11 protein-coding genes are annotated in these 14,775 nt (G+C 50.9%); 5 read left to right on the top strand and 6 right to left on the bottom strand.

What is annotated here, in order from left to right; all coding sequences use genetic code 11:
• Nucleotides 1–110: 110 nt before the first annotated feature.
• Nucleotides 111–539 (bottom strand): hypothetical protein, encoded by a 429-nt coding sequence (locus ABGM91_RS05895; protein ID WP_290566001.1) that lies wholly within the window; start codon nt 537–539, stop codon nt 111–113.
• A gap of 225 nt (nt 540–764) precedes the next feature.
• On the opposite strand from ABGM91_RS05895, the gene ABGM91_RS05900 reads away from it, so the two are divergent.
• From ABGM91_RS05900 to ABGM91_RS05915, 4 genes are all read left to right on the top strand, one after another.
• Complete coding sequence (locus tag ABGM91_RS05900) at nt 765–6,533, top strand: RHS repeat-associated core domain-containing protein (RefSeq protein ID WP_354834598.1); 5,769 nt, start codon at nt 765–767, stop codon at nt 6,531–6,533.
• Between the two features lie 73 nt (nt 6,534–6,606).
• A complete protein-coding gene (locus ABGM91_RS05905) occupies nt 6,607–7,083 on the top strand; it encodes a hypothetical protein (RefSeq protein ID WP_354834601.1) in 477 nt (158 codons plus the stop codon).
• Nucleotides 7,084–7,722: 639 nt separating this feature from the next.
• Nucleotides 7,723–8,106 carry a hypothetical protein gene (locus ABGM91_RS05910; protein WP_215427647.1) on the top strand — a complete coding sequence of 128 codons (384 nt, stop codon included), beginning with the start codon at nt 7,723–7,725 and terminating at the stop codon, nt 8,104–8,106.
• A gap of 153 nt (nt 8,107–8,259) precedes the next feature.
• A complete protein-coding gene (locus tag ABGM91_RS05915; RefSeq protein WP_354834604.1) occupies nt 8,260–8,772 on the top strand; it encodes a hypothetical protein in 513 nt (170 codons plus the stop codon).
• A 140-nt stretch (nt 8,773–8,912) separates the two neighbouring features.
• Here the strand turns inward: ABGM91_RS05915 and ABGM91_RS05920 are convergent, their stop codons facing one another.
• The 3 genes from ABGM91_RS05920 to ABGM91_RS05930 all read right to left on the bottom strand — a co-directional run bounded on the left by ABGM91_RS05920 (nt 8,913) and on the right by ABGM91_RS05930 (nt 12,204).
• Nucleotides 8,913–9,944 carry an ankyrin repeat domain-containing protein gene (locus ABGM91_RS05920; RefSeq protein ID WP_354834607.1) on the bottom strand — a complete coding sequence of 344 codons (1,032 nt, stop codon included), beginning with the start codon at nt 9,942–9,944 and terminating at the stop codon, nt 8,913–8,915.
• Between the two features lie 12 nt (nt 9,945–9,956).
• The gene (locus ABGM91_RS05925; RefSeq protein ID WP_102737124.1) at nt 9,957–11,438 is read right to left on the bottom strand and encodes an MFS transporter; all 1,482 of its coding nucleotides are present in this window, start codon (nt 11,436–11,438) and stop codon (nt 9,957–9,959) included.
• A 121-nt stretch (nt 11,439–11,559) separates the two neighbouring features.
• A complete protein-coding gene (locus ABGM91_RS05930) occupies nt 11,560–12,204 on the bottom strand; it encodes a hypothetical protein (RefSeq protein WP_215427639.1) in 645 nt (214 codons plus the stop codon).
• 155 nt (nt 12,205–12,359) lie between these two features.
• On the opposite strand from ABGM91_RS05930, the gene ABGM91_RS05935 reads away from it, so the two are divergent.
• Nucleotides 12,360–12,983 (top strand): hypothetical protein, encoded by a 624-nt coding sequence (locus ABGM91_RS05935; protein ID WP_354834611.1) that lies wholly within the window; start codon nt 12,360–12,362, stop codon nt 12,981–12,983.
• A 13-nt stretch (nt 12,984–12,996) separates the two neighbouring features.
• Here the strand turns inward: ABGM91_RS05935 and ABGM91_RS05940 are convergent, their stop codons facing one another.
• Together ABGM91_RS05940 and ABGM91_RS05945 are read right to left on the bottom strand one after the other, a co-directional pair.
• The gene (locus ABGM91_RS05940; RefSeq protein WP_354834614.1) at nt 12,997–13,755 is read right to left on the bottom strand and encodes a tetratricopeptide repeat protein; all 759 of its coding nucleotides are present in this window, start codon (nt 13,753–13,755) and stop codon (nt 12,997–12,999) included.
• 98 nt (nt 13,756–13,853) lie between these two features.
• The gene (locus ABGM91_RS05945) at nt 13,854–14,771 is read right to left on the bottom strand and encodes a metalloregulator ArsR/SmtB family transcription factor (protein WP_215427633.1); all 918 of its coding nucleotides are present in this window, start codon (nt 14,769–14,771) and stop codon (nt 13,854–13,856) included.
• Between the last annotated feature and the right edge of the window lie 4 nt (nt 14,772–14,775).

A 14,775-nucleotide genomic window follows, 5' to 3' on the forward strand; every position in this document is an offset into this window, starting at 1 on the left:
AGGTTTGGACAATGCGGCAGATCATTCTGCGGAAACAAACAGGGCCGGACGCAATTAAAAAAGCAGCGTTCAGCCGGAAGCGTCCCGGGACGTTCCTGAAAAGGGGGCCGTTAAATCAGCAGGGGAAGCTGAAAGCCTTTATGTACCGGGCCATCGTCCCTGAAGGGGTCAGGGGGAGCCGGTATGGCGGAATCCGATGTTTGGCTTGTTAAAAGAAGAGGCTGCGCCAGATGGTGGAAATCCGGTAACGTCTGCCAGATGATGCAGGGTTGTGGAAGCGGCGCATGAAGAACGGGCAGCGTCAGGTCGTCAATCTCCAGGCGTTGGTGTTCGCAGAGGTGCCCGGCCAGAGGGGTGGAACTGCCGGCGCCGGAACCATGGTCCCCACGGCATTCGCAGGGGGCGGCATCCTGATGGCAGGAGCAGGAAAAGAGAAAAACCTCCTCATGGCAGGGGCATACGGAAACCATGCCCGTTCCGCCTACGACGACCAGCAGAAGGGTGAGCAGCATGATGCCGTTGCGCAATGCTCTAACCATGGTATGCCGCGAATCCTAGAAAGGAGCCGGGGAAGCGTCAAGAGCAAAGTGACGGATGCCGGAAGCGTGAGTAGGAGGGATTTTTCATACTATTTTCAATAGGAGCTATAAAACGTATTGGAATTGGAAATAACCTGAGAATCATGTTGATATTCAGGAATATTTTTCATAACAGGACAAGGAAGGCCAAAAACAGGCCTGGAAAACATTAATGACTCTACAAACATGAAAGACAAAATATCTTCTTATACCAAGTGGTTTGAACCTTCCCGTTTTATGCCACGCCCTGCGTTGCGGGCTGCAATGAGAACAAATGATGCCCCTCAGTGGCCTATCAGCCACCAGGACGGAAAGAAAGTTGGGCCGCCCAGTGGTCCCGCCGACTCAATCGCACTCTATCCCTTTGAGTTTGAAGTTCCCTTTGAAACGGACGAACAGGGCAATCAAATTCCTATCCAGGCCAAATGTGATGTCAAGCTGACGGAGGACGACTGGGGGGATGCCAAAATAGACGATATCCTGGTAGTGGATATGACAAGCTCTACACACGGGCAGGAGGCCGGGCCGGAAGGCGGCCATACGGAGTGGACGCTCTCAGGAACTTGCAAGGTGGAATCGGGAAATCATCATCTGGTTACTAGCAATGAAAACATCAAATATTCCAATCCTAAGGGCAACGTAGCTGTATGCCGCTATACTCTTGATGTGCGCCCCATTGAACCCGGCGGTCAAAAAAAACCTGAACCTTGCCCCTGTGAAGGAGATACTTGCAACGGAGATGGAGGTTCTCCGTCTGGACCGGCTGTCCGGGCGGGACGCAGTGCTAATGCTCAAAACTTTTCTTCCGCAGGATGCAATGTCCAGGCAGACAGTACGGCAACGCTCATGTACTGGTCATGCAACTTCGGCTCTTTCAGGGGGATTGGAGAAATGCCTTCCGGACGTGTGGAATTAAGGGCGCAGGAGAATGTCTCCGGCTTGGAAACTCCGGTTTCCCTTGCCTATAACCATCCTCTGGCCAGTTATCTGAACATACCGGAAGGCGGAATTGTTCCCGGAACCCGGTTTGACCTGGTACGGGGAGACCGTGTGATAGCCATGCGCTGTTACAACGACGGTTCGGTTGCTCCCATTGGCATAGATACGTCGGGCGGTGGCAAAGCCTCCCTGATTACGGAAGAACAACAAAGCAGCCTGCGCTGGCGGACCGCTGCGGGGGAAACCTACCTCTTCTCCTCCATGACTGGAAGCCTGCTCTCCTACACTACGGCGGACCAGCAAACCATCTCCAATACGTCGGCGTATCTGAACATCAAGCGTGCGGAAGATGGCTCCCTGCGCCAGATATGGAACTTGTGGGATGGCTTGCTCAACGTGGAAACCATCACGGAAACCGGTTATGTGATTGCCCTTTATACATCGGCTCAAATAGGAGAAATGGATGAATCTGGCTTATATACGGTCACTGGCCCTCCCTTTAAGACATTCGTGCTTTCCCTCTCCCGTGACGAAAGCCGCTTCACAATTACGGAACAAACGCCGGAGAGGCAGCCTTATGCCGTTACCTGGTGGAAGAACGGTTTGGCCTGGAACATGCAGCAAGGGGCCGGGGAGGAAGCAGTCACTACTTTCCGCACTCATACAGAGCTGGAAGCTACCGTTTGGCAGTTGGTCACGGAGAAGAGTAAAAACAATCTGTCAGCTTCACGCGTTGGTGAAGTGTACCAGACGACGGATGTGGGGGACTTGCTGCTCACGCGGGTAGAAGGCTATGGTTCGGAGCAGGAACTGACAACGCACTATGAATACGATGCCGCGGGGCGTCTCTGTAAGGAAACGAAGCCCGACGGGAGTCTATGGACATGGCTTTACGATGCACAGGGCCGCGTCATCAGGACAGACGAACCCTGGGGAGAAAACGGCCGCAGAAAGACGGACATTACCTACGCCCATTCGGCGGAGGACAACTTCAACGGGGAAGTTGCTGAAAAAGTAGTGCGGTTGTTTCCAGCGACAGGTAAAGCTAAGCAACTTGTGCGCGAGGCTTATAAATACACTGTATCCAACCACGTCAAAAGGATGGAAAAGCGCGCTGTTGCTCTTGGAGCAACGGGAACGCGCCTGACAGTAACGGAACAATGGCTGGCAAGTGCTCCTAACCCATACGCCCGGGGCCGTGTCCGGATGGCCCAGACGGTCAACGGAGTACAGACTTGGTACGACTATGCTGCGGCAAATGAACACGGGGCTCTCTATACGGAAACGGAAGAGACGCGTGTCAATGGAGAATCCATCGCAGGACAAAGTACCCGGAAAACCACCTGGATCACGGCACAAGGGCAGCGTGTACGGGAAGAAAGCTACGTATTGCTTTCCGATGGAGAATGGGCGCTTACTGATAGTGCGGATTATGAATTTGATACGCAAAACCGATGGGTAAAAAGAACGCGCGGAAACGGGCGCATTACGGAACGTGCCCTCATGTGTGACGGCCGCACGTTGTGGGAAAAAGATGAAGATGAAGTACGGATTGACTACGCGTATGACACGGCGCGCCAGTTGGTGGAAACTTCGCGTTCTGCCGTCGTAGACGGAGAAACCGTAATTACCCCGGAAATAATCACCTCTTACATACGCGATGCAGCCGGTAGAGCGCTTTCAACGACCGTGTATGCAGGCCCCATGCAAACTACCCAAGCTACAAGTTATGACTTGATAGGCAGGACTATTGCTTCCTCCGATATATTGGGCCGTGCGACTGCTTATGCCTACAGCTCCGACGGTCTGACAGTGACGAAAACATTGCCTTCAGGAGCTACACTCATCACACGCTCCGCTTCGGATGGTACGATCCTGGAGCAAAGCGGAACAGGGCAGCGGCACACTCTTGCCATCATGGACCTGGTTAATGATGGTATCCGCACCAGCGTCAGAGCCGTTTCTCCAGAAACGGAAACAGAAATCCGGAAAAATATAGTTAACGGCTTTGGAGAAATATTGCGAACGGGAGTGCCCAATACGGCAGGAGGCGTTATTTATACGCGCTATACCTACAATGCCAAGGGGCAGATAACCAGGGAACAAGTGGATGCCGGAAATGCTGCCACGAGCATGGCACCTACGTTACGGGAATATGACGGATTCGGCAATGTAGTAAAAGAAACATGGAAGCTGGAAGATAGCCCTACACTTGCCAACTCCCGCATTACCACATGGGAATATGGTGTGGAGCAGGGACAGGACGGAGCCTATCGTTTCATGACAGTGATCAGGAATAACGGGAACGGAGCAACCTATAAGGAAACGGAAAAGTCATTGATCTCTTCTCTTTCCGCTGCCTTGGAAAGCAAGACTCTTTCCATTGATCCGAGAGGAAATACGATAACGCAATGGACGGAATATGCCGGATCTGCCATCAGAAACAGAAAGGGTATCATTCCTTCTTCCACTGTGACGGCCATCTCGCATACGGTGGATGGTTTCGTAACAAGTGCGGTAAACAATGCCGGAGTGACGACAACCGCCACCCGTACTTATACGGAAACAGGAATTATCTCTACACACACGGATGCCCGTGGCAATGTAGTTACCACCCGGACGGACACTGCCGGCCGCACCATCTCTGTCACGGATTCGGCAGGGAACACCGTGGCAACAACTTATCATCCGAATTTGGATCAACCTTCCTGCATCACCAATGCGTTGGGAAAAACAAACTGCTCGACTTACGATATCCGAGGACGTAAAAAAGCAGAATATGGCACAGCCGTCCAACCGGTGCTTTTTGAATATGATGACGCCGACCGGATGACGAGCCTGACGACTTTCCGGGAGAATGAAGGAAACATTACTGACGATCCATCCGGACGTGTTGACGGCGACACTACCCTTTGGAGTTATGATGAAGCCACAGGACTGGTCATTAAGAAAACCTATGCGGACGGGACACATGAAGACACCACCTACAACGCTCTTAACATGAAGGCGGCTTTTACTGACGCCAGGGGAATTACTACCGCCTGGGGCTATAACTTTAAAAAGGGAACCAATACTTCCATTACTTACAGCGACGGAACGCCGGCAATCAACATGCTCTGGAATCCGCTCAACCAGCTTTTTCAAGTGACTGACGGGTCCGGAACGCGAACCATCGGCTATAATCAGTACGCTGAACCGGAAACGGAAAATATAACCATCAATGGAACAAGTTACCTCCTGACTGAAACCCACGATATTCTGGGACGCAGTGCGGGTTACACTCTCAATAAGGGAACACAGACAATCCAAGACATCCGGCAGCATTACGGATCGAATGGGCAACTTGCAATTGCTACTATTGTACATGGTGGAATGGAACAGAGCTTTACGTACGGTTACTTGCAGGGAACGAACATGCTCTCCCGCTTGACGATGCCTAATGGAATCGTCAAGTACCTGGACTATGAAGATCATCGTGATTTGAGCACTGGCATTAGTCTTCGTTTGGGAGAAAACGTTCTTGTTGCCCGTACACGGAGTTATGATGCATTGGGCCGGCCGGCATTTCACATGCAACAACGGGAATCGGAACAAGCTCGAAGCGATCATTTCAACTACAACGGTCGCAACGAACTAGTCAGCGCTTCTTTGGGAGGAAGGGTTTATGGTTATGATTATGATAACATCGGTAATCGTAAAACCGCCTTGAATCTGGAGGAAGAGCTTGTTTATACAGCCAATGAACTTAACCAGTACGCGAGTATTGCGGAGAATGAAGAAATACCTTTCATTCCTCAATTTGATGCTGCGGGCAATCAGACACTGGTGAAAACATCCACGGCAATCTGGACGATAGTTTACAATGCCGCCAACCGTCCGGTGAGTTTTACAAGCCTGGACGGTCGTATTGCGGTGGAATGTGATTATGATCATCAGGGACGCCGGCACATGAAAAAGGTCATGGTTGATGGAATTGTCAGAAGTCACAAGCGTTACATCTATCGGGGCTATTTGCAGATAGCCGCTCTTGACATGCTCAATAACCAGAACGTACTGCGTACTATTTTATGGGATCCGATGAAATCAATAGCCACCCGGCCTTTAGCCTTGGTGCAGGACAACGCCCTGTACTGCTATGGTCATGACTTCAACAAGAACGTCACGGAGTTGTTCGATGAGGAAGGAACGATGGCAGTTGCCTATGACTACTCGCCATATGGACAAGTTGCCTCAACAGGAAACCTTATTCAACCTGTGCAGTGGAGTAGTGAGATGAACGACGAAGAATTGGATATGATCTATTACAACTACCGCCATTATAATCCTGCTGATGGCAGATGGATTAACCGTGACTCTATCGCTGAACAGGGAGGATGGAATTTATATGGATTTGTAAAAAACAATCCTTTGATTTATAAAGATAACCTGGGAAATAAAATTATTATTATTTCTTCATTGCCAGAGTGGGATGTAATAAATTTTGAAATTTATAATAAAATCATTCAAGGTATGAAAAATACTTTGAAGAGATGGGAAGAAAGTAAGAATGGCTCACCCATTTCTGTAAAAATGATTAATCAATATTTAGGAAAATGGGAAGTTACTGTAGACGGAAAATCATATAAGGGAAGTGCAGAAGAGCTTATATCTAAAATAAAAAGAGAAGGTGAAAGTTCGTACAATAACTATACCACTAAAAAAGATACGGTTGCTGCTGTTAATAAAGCTCTTGAAGAATTAAAAAATGGAGAAAAATATGATAAAATAGTAATATTAACACATGGACATAAAGAAACTGGCATATCTCTATTTGCTGATCAGGATACAATTCATAAAGAAGATCCTATTTTTGGGGAATGGAGGAAAAATGAACTGATTAAGGTGGTTTCATGCTATCAAAACGAGGGGAAAAATCCTGTGATGGAAAATTTGATTTCTTTCAAAATTGATCAGTCGATCAAGAATCCATGCCATTATAAGTTTATTCCTACAAAAACTGAGACAAGCGATGCGTAATATTAAAAATATTGTAGTTTATTTTTTAGTTCTATTATTATATAATTGCACTCCAAGAACAAATAAATCGGATATGCAGACCTTTTATGAGGATACATATTCTATTTGTATAAATGAAGATTTTTTCTGGAATGATGAAGCCAGGAAAAATGGGTTGGGGAATTGGGATAATTGTGATTATCTGGGGGGCTCCCTCACATACATGGAACCAACAAAAGCAATGGTGAAATATGAGCTGAATAAAATTAAGTCATATTTTAGGGACGCAGTAAAAAATAATTCTATTTCTGAATATAGAAATAGTAAAAACATACGAATCTCTCTTAAAAAAGAGTTTCCTTACAATTTCTCTAATGAGCATTTTTTGGGAATTCTAGAAGATGAAAATATTGTATTTTTAAATTATTTTAAATTTGATATAATATTTAAAACTCCGCGTGGAGAAAAGAAATATAGTAATTTAATTTATTGTGAATTTAAATATGACGGGTCTCAATCATTAGAATATGTGATCAAGGATCGGGATAATTATTATATGCTTGTGAATTGATCATGAATTAACCGCCATAAGACCTCTTACGCGATGTAGCCAGGAGGGCACTCTCAATGACCGTGTATGTAGGCCTCATGCAAACTACCCAAGCTACAAGTTACGATCTGACAGAACGCATAGCCCTATTTGGCGGACGGATTAAGGCGTGTGGCTGGTTATTTCCAGGTCTGATGTGGCTTAGGTTTTGGACTACCTGTCCACATCCAGAATTTCCTACTCCGACGCCTGGCGGTGGTAATGTATGGCCGAGTGGTGAATACACTCCGCCCGGTACGCCTCCATCCGTGCCTCTTACTCCAGATGAGATGGCCTCAGTATTTTGTAACTATTCCATACCCGCGCCGAATGTGTGTGTCAAAATTCTTCAGAAGTTTCAGACTCCTATCCTACAGCAGCAAAATCTATATGCATCGATTTTTTGAAAAGATACCAATTTTCAATTGCAGTGATTTCAACAGCTATGTGTTTGGCGAATGCTGAAAGCCAATGCCAAAATATATCATGTTGTTCAGAAAGAAATAACTGTAGGCTAAAAGCACATATAAATTGTTACGCCAGTCGAGGGTTTGTTCCTTTTTTGGGGCTTCCCGAAGGAGGCGCTGATGTAGGTTGGAATATGTTACTTAATGATTCTCAATGCAAATAGTATATAATATAGTTCACTTCATATTGATTTGCGCGTTGGCTCCTTGGCTTATTGGTGCTGGATATTCCATGTGTTTATCTAACTCGGAGCTCTCAGCAATGGCGGGATTGGCTATTGTAGTGTTTTCATTTCCAGTAACATTTTTACTGGCTGTTGTTAGCTGGGTGATCTGGCGTATTTTTGCTGGTGAAATAAATCGTGCAGTCTCTTGTTTTTCCGGACTGATTGTTGGTGTGGTTATGGGATTTTTATTGTCTCGTATGCTTAATGCTGAAAATAATTATTTCATCATGCTGGCTGGAGTGATTGGAGGTCTTGTTGGATATACTGAATTCTACCTGTTTAGATCATATGATAAAGGAATGGATGAATAGTTGTTTTCTCCTATTTTTATCTAATGGATTACTTTGTGTGTTGTCCATGATTATAAATTAAAATATGGGAGCTTTAGAGGAGGGAAAATTTTCCCTCCTCTAAATATTAATATAAAAACTATTGACCACCTACCAACCAAGAAAATAAAGGGTATGAGAACGAAAATAATAACCATCAGCCTGTATCCTTTCCTGGCATGGGGCGCCTGCGCAGCAGAGGATGTAAAGAACATTGAAAAACAAACTGAAATGATGGATATACAAGAAAGTCCTTCTAAAAAAGCTACAAGGATAAAGAATGAAGTTCTGCAACTGCAGCAGGACCTAAAAAGATTCATTTCCGCTTACGAAGAAAAGAGAATATCATTAGAGCAACTCAGAAATTTTTATGAAAAACGGGTGAAAAGTTTTTGCCTGTACTATCACAAGTTGTCTGGGGATGAGCTAACTGCTCCTCTTGATTTATCTCCTGGGTTACCTATGAAATCGGGCTTTTTATGGGATATGAGAGTCAAATTGAATGATTTGACGGAAATCTTCATGGATGAAGACCAGGGTGACGGATATGTGTGGGGCAATAAATCCTACACTGGGCCGAAAGAAGTGGTGGCGCTGAAGGTATTCTCCGACGGGATGGATGATTTTATAGAATGGATAAAAAATTGATCGATTGATGAAGTAAGGAAATGGATAAATCGGAGAGATTTTGATGCTAACTGGGATTACAGGCGATGAAAAAAACCGCAAGAGTGAGTTGAAATAGATATTTCAAAAAATGGATGGGAGGTGGCTGATTGTTGAAATCATCAATGGTTTCTATCAGCCGCCTCCTTTAATATATCCACAGTGTGTTCAAAGGCTACACCGCGGACGTCAATGATCTGGGAGTTTTCCGCTACGGCTCCGGTGATTTCCTCCTTGAATTTTCCGGCCTGTTCTTCCGTGAGCAGATTTCTGGAGATCAGGGAGCGCGTAATGAGCTGGAGCACGTACTCCGTTTCTACAAAGGACTGGCGCCCTACGGCCTTGCTCATGGCTTCCATGAATTCGTGGGCGTGTTCGGGCGAGAGGGCTGCAACGGCTTTTTCATAAGCCTGCGTGAAGGTGCTCACCGGGGCCTTGGAAACTTCCGTCTTGGTCAGGTCAAAGCTGGATTGGTAGGCCAGGGCCCCTTCCTCCGCCAGTTGAAGGGCGTTCTTTCCGAATTTGTTGACGGCATTCATGTCTGCCCCTTTTTCCAGCAGCAGGGCCGCTACCTGGAAGTTGCCGCGCATGGCCGCCAGCATCAGCGGCGTAAAGCCGTTGCCTTCCCGGTTGTTGATGTCCGCTTTCTTTTCAATCAGCATGTCGGACAGGCGGTCCAGCCCGCTCCAGGAGGCCCAGTGCAGGGCGGTCCATCCGTCCTTGTCCTTCTGGTCGATCTCCACGCGGGGATCTTCCAGCAGGCGGCCCAGGTAGGGCGCGCGCTTGGCTTCCAGTTTCAGCGTGGTTTCAATGTTGTTATAGTTGGCGTAGCATACCCACATGACGGGCGTCCTGCCGTGGGGGTCCGTCATGTTGACGAAGGCTTTTCCTTCCTTCGCCGCCAGTTGCTCCCCTTCTTCCAGGGTTTGGTCGAATTCCTTCATTCCCTTGACCCTGGCTTCCTGTTCCTCCTGTTCGGAGGAGGCATTGACTTCCTTGGCCTCCGCCTTTTTCATCACGGTGATGAGGTCCAGGGCCGGATTGGGGTCTCCGGAGAAGGATTTGGAAACCACCAGGCTGATGCCGCCCAGAATGGAACTGAAAGCCACCAGGATGAGGGAATCCACAATGATGTTGCGCGTGTGCTGGTTCATGGTCTCGTGAGGTTAGGAGTTGGCTTCCGTGAGTTCTTCCGCCGTAACGGCGGGGTCCATTTCCGTCTCAATGGCCGCAATGGGCGGGGAGTCCGCATCTTCCTCCGGGTGGTCGGAGGTGATGGTCTTGCGGGTCATGATGATGGCGATGGGGCTGATGACGGCCATGGCCAGGTAAATGGTCCACATGAATTCGGGTGAATCCCAGAAGCCGATGTGCCCGGTATCCATCTTGGCGCAGATGCCGTCATAGCAGAGGTAGGCGACGAGCAGGCCTCCGATGATGCCGTTGATGGGCTTGGCGATGAACATGGGCAGCGCCGCCAGGGACATGTAGGAGGCCACCTTGTCCTTGGGCGCCACGCGGGCCACATATTCCGAGAAGCGCGGGGAGAACAGCAGTTCCCCAAACGCGAATACCAGAATTTGCGTCACAATGGCTACCAGATACGCCTGCGAGCGTGTTTCAATGCCGGGCACCACATAGTACCATTCAATGGGAATGGCCATAAAGACAAGGGAAAAGGCGGAGATGGACATGCCCACGATCATGAGGCTGACGGTGGAGAAGCGCCCCAGCACCGGAATGAGCAGAATGAGGCCGGAGACGATGATGGCCGGGTTGATGGCATTGATGGAGCCGATGGCAAAGTCATCATACAGGGTGCGCACGTAGTATTTGGGCATGACCAGGAATTGCAGCGTGAAGACGATGCGCACTCCCATGGTCAGCACCAGGAAGAGGATAAGCTTGCGGAAGGCGGATTCCTTCCACACTTCCCGGAAAAGCTGCAGGGGCCGCCGGAGGGGAGCTTTCAGGTTGGCCTCCTTTTCACTGGGTTCCGCGTAGTTGTCTTCATCAATGAAGCGGGTGGTGATGCAGCCCAGCAGCACCATCAGCGTGCCGAAGTTGATGATCCAGTAGCCGCCGTCCACGGCGCCGAAGTGCTTGCGGAAGAATTCAATCAGGAACACGTTCGCAATCACGGCGGCGATGTTCATCAGCAGGTAATAGATATTGAACCCCGTGGCGCGCGCATTCAGCGGGGCGAAGCGCCGGATGGAGGTCTGGATGACGGGTGACATGAATGCCGTGCCGAAGGACATGATCAGAATCCCTGTCATGACCACCAGCCTCCCGGAGTCCACGGTGGGGCTGAGGTCCGGCCCGAAGCCCATGATGAGACGCCCGACGATGAGGATGATGAATCCGATCAGGTACGTGCGCCGTATGCCGATGATGTCGCAAATGGAGCCCACCGCAAAGACGAAGGCGGAGATGAACAGGGTGTACAGCCCCACCCACAGGGCCGCGTCCGCATCGTTGAAGCTGCAATAGTCCGTCAGGTAGAGGACGAATACCGTAATCAGGGAGAAGTAGGCCATGCCGTCGAAGAATTGGACGACGTTGGTGAGCCAGAAATCTTTGGATACGGTCTTTAGGATTTTGAACTCGGAAAAGTACTTGATGATTGGGTTGGCGGACTCGTTCATGCAGAAGAGAGTGAATTTTGACGACGTTGGAAGAGTGGGTTACCCGCACCCCCGTTTCAAGTTTTTTTCTCTCAAAAGCCGGATTAGCCGCAAAAATGCGCGCCGCCGCCACGGCGCATCCCTATCTGGGCAGAATGCGCCGGAATCCCGCCACATTGCACCATGACAGCGCCTTTAAGCATTGGTCCACTGCCATGGCGTCAGAGGGCAGCAGGGGCCACAGTCCGGCCTCTTTCAGCCCTGACTTGGCTATTTCCGCCGCTTTCCATTCACGGAACTGGGAGGGAAGGGCGGAGAAGGTGAAAAAGGCCCAGCAGGCCAGCCCGATAGCCAGCGCAACCTGGAACTTCAACAGCCCGGTTGCCAGCATCCCCAGCAGGATGAGCGCCGTGAAGAAGGGAATCATCGTGGCGCGGCCGGAGGCGGTCTTGCGGACCTTGGCCGCCGCAGGGTCTTCCCTGACCAGGCTGCTCATGGCCCAGGTGTGGGCCACGCAGGCCAGCCTCCCCGCGGTCACCTTGCCCTCCCACGCGGGGGGCAGGCTGATAAGGCCGTTTTCATCCACGCCGGGAAAACGGGCCTCCGCCAGTTTCCTCTGGCGTTTTTCCGCGCCGTCCAGGCGCCGGATCAGTCCCGTGGGGCCGGGGAAGCCCGGCAGCTCGCGCGATTCATAAGTGCGCAGCGGAATGACGCCCTTGGTGAAGCGCAGCGCGGCAATGACGCCGAGCACGACCACGGAAAGGAAAATCACTACTGCGAATAGCATAGACCGCTTTTTCTCATACGGCCGCCTTTCCGTCAATCTCCCCGGATGGCATGAACCCCGCTCTGGCGGTTCTCCGGGCACGGATGGCCTCCGCCTCCGGGAGCCGTTGGATTTGGATTGCTTTTGCGGCTCTTTTCATGTAATTGCTGACCGCAATGGTCCATATCCGGGAATGCATGGGGAAGTGGCTGCCGTTTGTCCTGATGGCGGCGGTCCTCGGAGTGTCTCCGGCCCAGGATGTGGCAAGCCCCGATGCCGCGGAGCTGGACCTGGACCTGGTCAAATTGAAGAAGGGCCCCAAGGGCAAACAGCGGGAAGCCATGCGGAAGGTCCTTCTGCTCGTGCATTTGAAGCAGAAGGAGACCTGGCTGGCGCAATCCACGGGGGAGGACGCCCTTCACCTGACGGCGGAGATTTCCTTCCGCCGGTATCTTGCCGCGGTAGACATGGCCGGGTGTCCGGAGGAATTCAAGCGCGCGTTCCGCCGTTATGCCGGACTCCTGAATTCCTTTGAAGAGAAAGATTTGAAAAGCGTGAAGGATTTCCCCCCGGTTCCCTTGCAGGAGGCCGGAAGGGAGCTTTTCCGGGTATTGCTCAATTACCGCCTGGAGCCGGAGCATCTTCTGGAAGAGATGAAAGCGCTGGTGGATGAAGAGGTGGAAGGCAAGGAGGAACTGTCCCCGGAGCAGATGATGGACATTGTCCGGGAAGTGCGGGAGGCCCTGCAATCCGGCAAACGCCCCTTTCCCGCGGAAAGGACTCCGGAGGACCGGGAGTAAGACCTATCATTTTTTACCTGTAGCTTTTTTGAATCCATTCAATAGCTTTCGGGTTTTGCGGCAGGTAGGTTTTTAGCACCTCCCTGATACGCCCCTCGGATTGGCGGTTCCGGGGATCTTCCCCGTCCATGCAGGGAGGCATGATCGGGAACGCTTTCTGCTGCTGCGCCTGTTGAAGATAGCGGGCATAGGCGTCCGGGCGCCGTTCCGCTTCCTCCCTGGACGGAATTTCCAGTTTTTCCATCAGATAAAGCAGATAAAGGGCTTCCGGATGATTCAGGGCAGCGGCTTTTTGATAAAACTCCATGGCTTTACGTTCATCCCGCATGATGCCGTATTCCTCGGCTCCACAGGCATGCAACCGTCCCAGTTCCAAGGAGGCGGGAGCGTAGCACTGCCTGTCAGCCTGTACCAGGTAGGAAATGATTTCAAAAGCGTTCTCCGAGACGCATTCCGTGAAAGCTTCATACTGGGCCTGCGGATTTCCATGGTCCGCCGCTTTTTTAATCCAGTAATTGTATTCATCGGGTTTAAGATCGCTTTTGGAGAGGAAATTATGATCCGCCATCTGGCGCATGGCGGGAACATAGCCGGCCTGCGCCGCTTTTTTCAGCAGTTCTTCCTTCTGTTCAAACTGTTCAAAGGGAGAAAGCTCCATGTATTGCCGGTACAGTTCTTCGGGAGAGGGTTCCCGCGGGGAGGCTATCCAGTAAACGCCCAGGGCAGATGCAAGAACGCCGCCTGAAATGATTAGTGCGGATTTAACGCTCATATCTGCTGAGCGGCTTTCCCACAGCATTTTGTCTGAAATTGAACGGCTTGTCCGTTTTTATTGGTAATTACAGGCCGGAAAATGATTGGGGCCTGTTTTCACGGCTTCCAGGCCGCCGCCATCAGGGTCTGGAAATGGGGTGGTTCCGGCTCCCGGTCCACAATGTCCGTATGGATGTTCCGGAATCCGGCTTCCTTGAGCATGCTTTCCAGCGCAGCGGGCGTGAACCCCAGCCAGCGGTCCGCGTACAGGTCCCGCGCTTCCTCCTGCCCGTGCTGGAGCAGGTCCAGCACCACCAGGCAGCCGCCCGGTTTCAGGATGTTCCATGCGGCCTCCAGGGCCCTGACAGGTTTTTGCGCATGGTGCAGGGCCTGGCTGAGCAGGGCCAGGTCCACGGTGCCGGGCTCAATGGGCGGCGCTTCAATGTCGCCCAGGCGGTATTCCAGATTGTCCAGCCCGTGCTTGCGCGCCAGCTCCTGCCCCAGTTCCACCATGCTGGGGGAGTTGTCCACGGCAATCACCTGCTTGGCGCTGGGGGAAATGAGCTGGGAGACGAAGCCTTCCCCGGCGCCCAGGTCCGCCACCACGTCATAGTTCAGGATGCGGAGCAGGGCTCCGGCCAGCGCCTTCCAGGAACGGCCCGGCGCGTAATTTTTGCCCAGACGGCACACCACTTCGTCAAAGTAGGCCTGCGTGCGGTTCTTGCGCTTGTCCAGAATGACCTGGAGGGCCTTTTTGTCCGTTTCCGCTTCCGGCAGTTCCTCGCAGGCTTTCAGGGCTACGTTGTGCAGGTCGTTGGCCAGGGAGAGCGTGTAAAAAACGTTTTTTCCGGAGCGCGTGTCTTCCACCACTCCTTCCTGCCGGAGCTGGGCGAGCTGGGTGGAGATGCGGCTCTGCCCCATGCCGAGGATTTCCTGAAGCTCCGCAACGCTCAGGGATTCTTCATTCAGAACGTTGATGATGCGCAGGCGGGTGGGGTCCGTCAGGAGTTTGAGCGTTTTTAGGATTGACTTCATGGTG

The sequence above is a fragment of the Akkermansia muciniphila genome (assembly GCF_040616545.1).
Taxonomy (GTDB): domain Bacteria; phylum Verrucomicrobiota; class Verrucomicrobiia; order Verrucomicrobiales; family Akkermansiaceae; genus Akkermansia; species Akkermansia muciniphila_E.

Bases quoted from the DNA above. Each gene is read 5' to 3' on its own strand.
- ABGM91_RS05900 (WP_354834598.1), top strand. From the start codon at position 765: ATGAAAGACAAAATATCTTCTTATACCAAGTGGTTTGAACCTTCCCGT.
- ABGM91_RS05920 (WP_354834607.1), bottom strand. From the start codon at position 9,944: ATGAACCAGCACACGCGCAACATCATTGTGGATTCCCTCATCCTGGTG.
- ABGM91_RS05905 (WP_354834601.1), top strand. From the start codon at position 6,607: ATGCAGACCTTTTATGAGGATACATATTCTATTTGTATAAATGAAGAT.
- ABGM91_RS05930 (WP_215427639.1), bottom strand. From the start codon at position 12,204: ATGCTATTCGCAGTAGTGATTTTCCTTTCCGTGGTCGTGCTCGGCGTC.
- ABGM91_RS05935 (WP_354834611.1), top strand. From the start codon at position 12,360: ATGGTCCATATCCGGGAATGCATGGGGAAGTGGCTGCCGTTTGTCCTG.
- ABGM91_RS05945 (WP_215427633.1), bottom strand. From the start codon at position 14,771: ATGAAGTCAATCCTAAAAACGCTCAAACTCCTGACGGACCCCACCCGC.
- ABGM91_RS05895 (WP_290566001.1), bottom strand. From the start codon at position 539: ATGGTTAGAGCATTGCGCAACGGCATCATGCTGCTCACCCTTCTGCTG.
- ABGM91_RS05925 (WP_102737124.1), bottom strand. From the start codon at position 11,438: ATGAACGAGTCCGCCAACCCAATCATCAAGTACTTTTCCGAGTTCAAA.
- ABGM91_RS05940 (WP_354834614.1), bottom strand. From the start codon at position 13,755: ATGAGCGTTAAATCCGCACTAATCATTTCAGGCGGCGTTCTTGCATCT.
- ABGM91_RS05915 (WP_354834604.1), top strand. From the start codon at position 8,260: ATGAGAACGAAAATAATAACCATCAGCCTGTATCCTTTCCTGGCATGG.
- ABGM91_RS05910 (WP_215427647.1), top strand. From the start codon at position 7,723: ATGCAAATAGTATATAATATAGTTCACTTCATATTGATTTGCGCGTTG.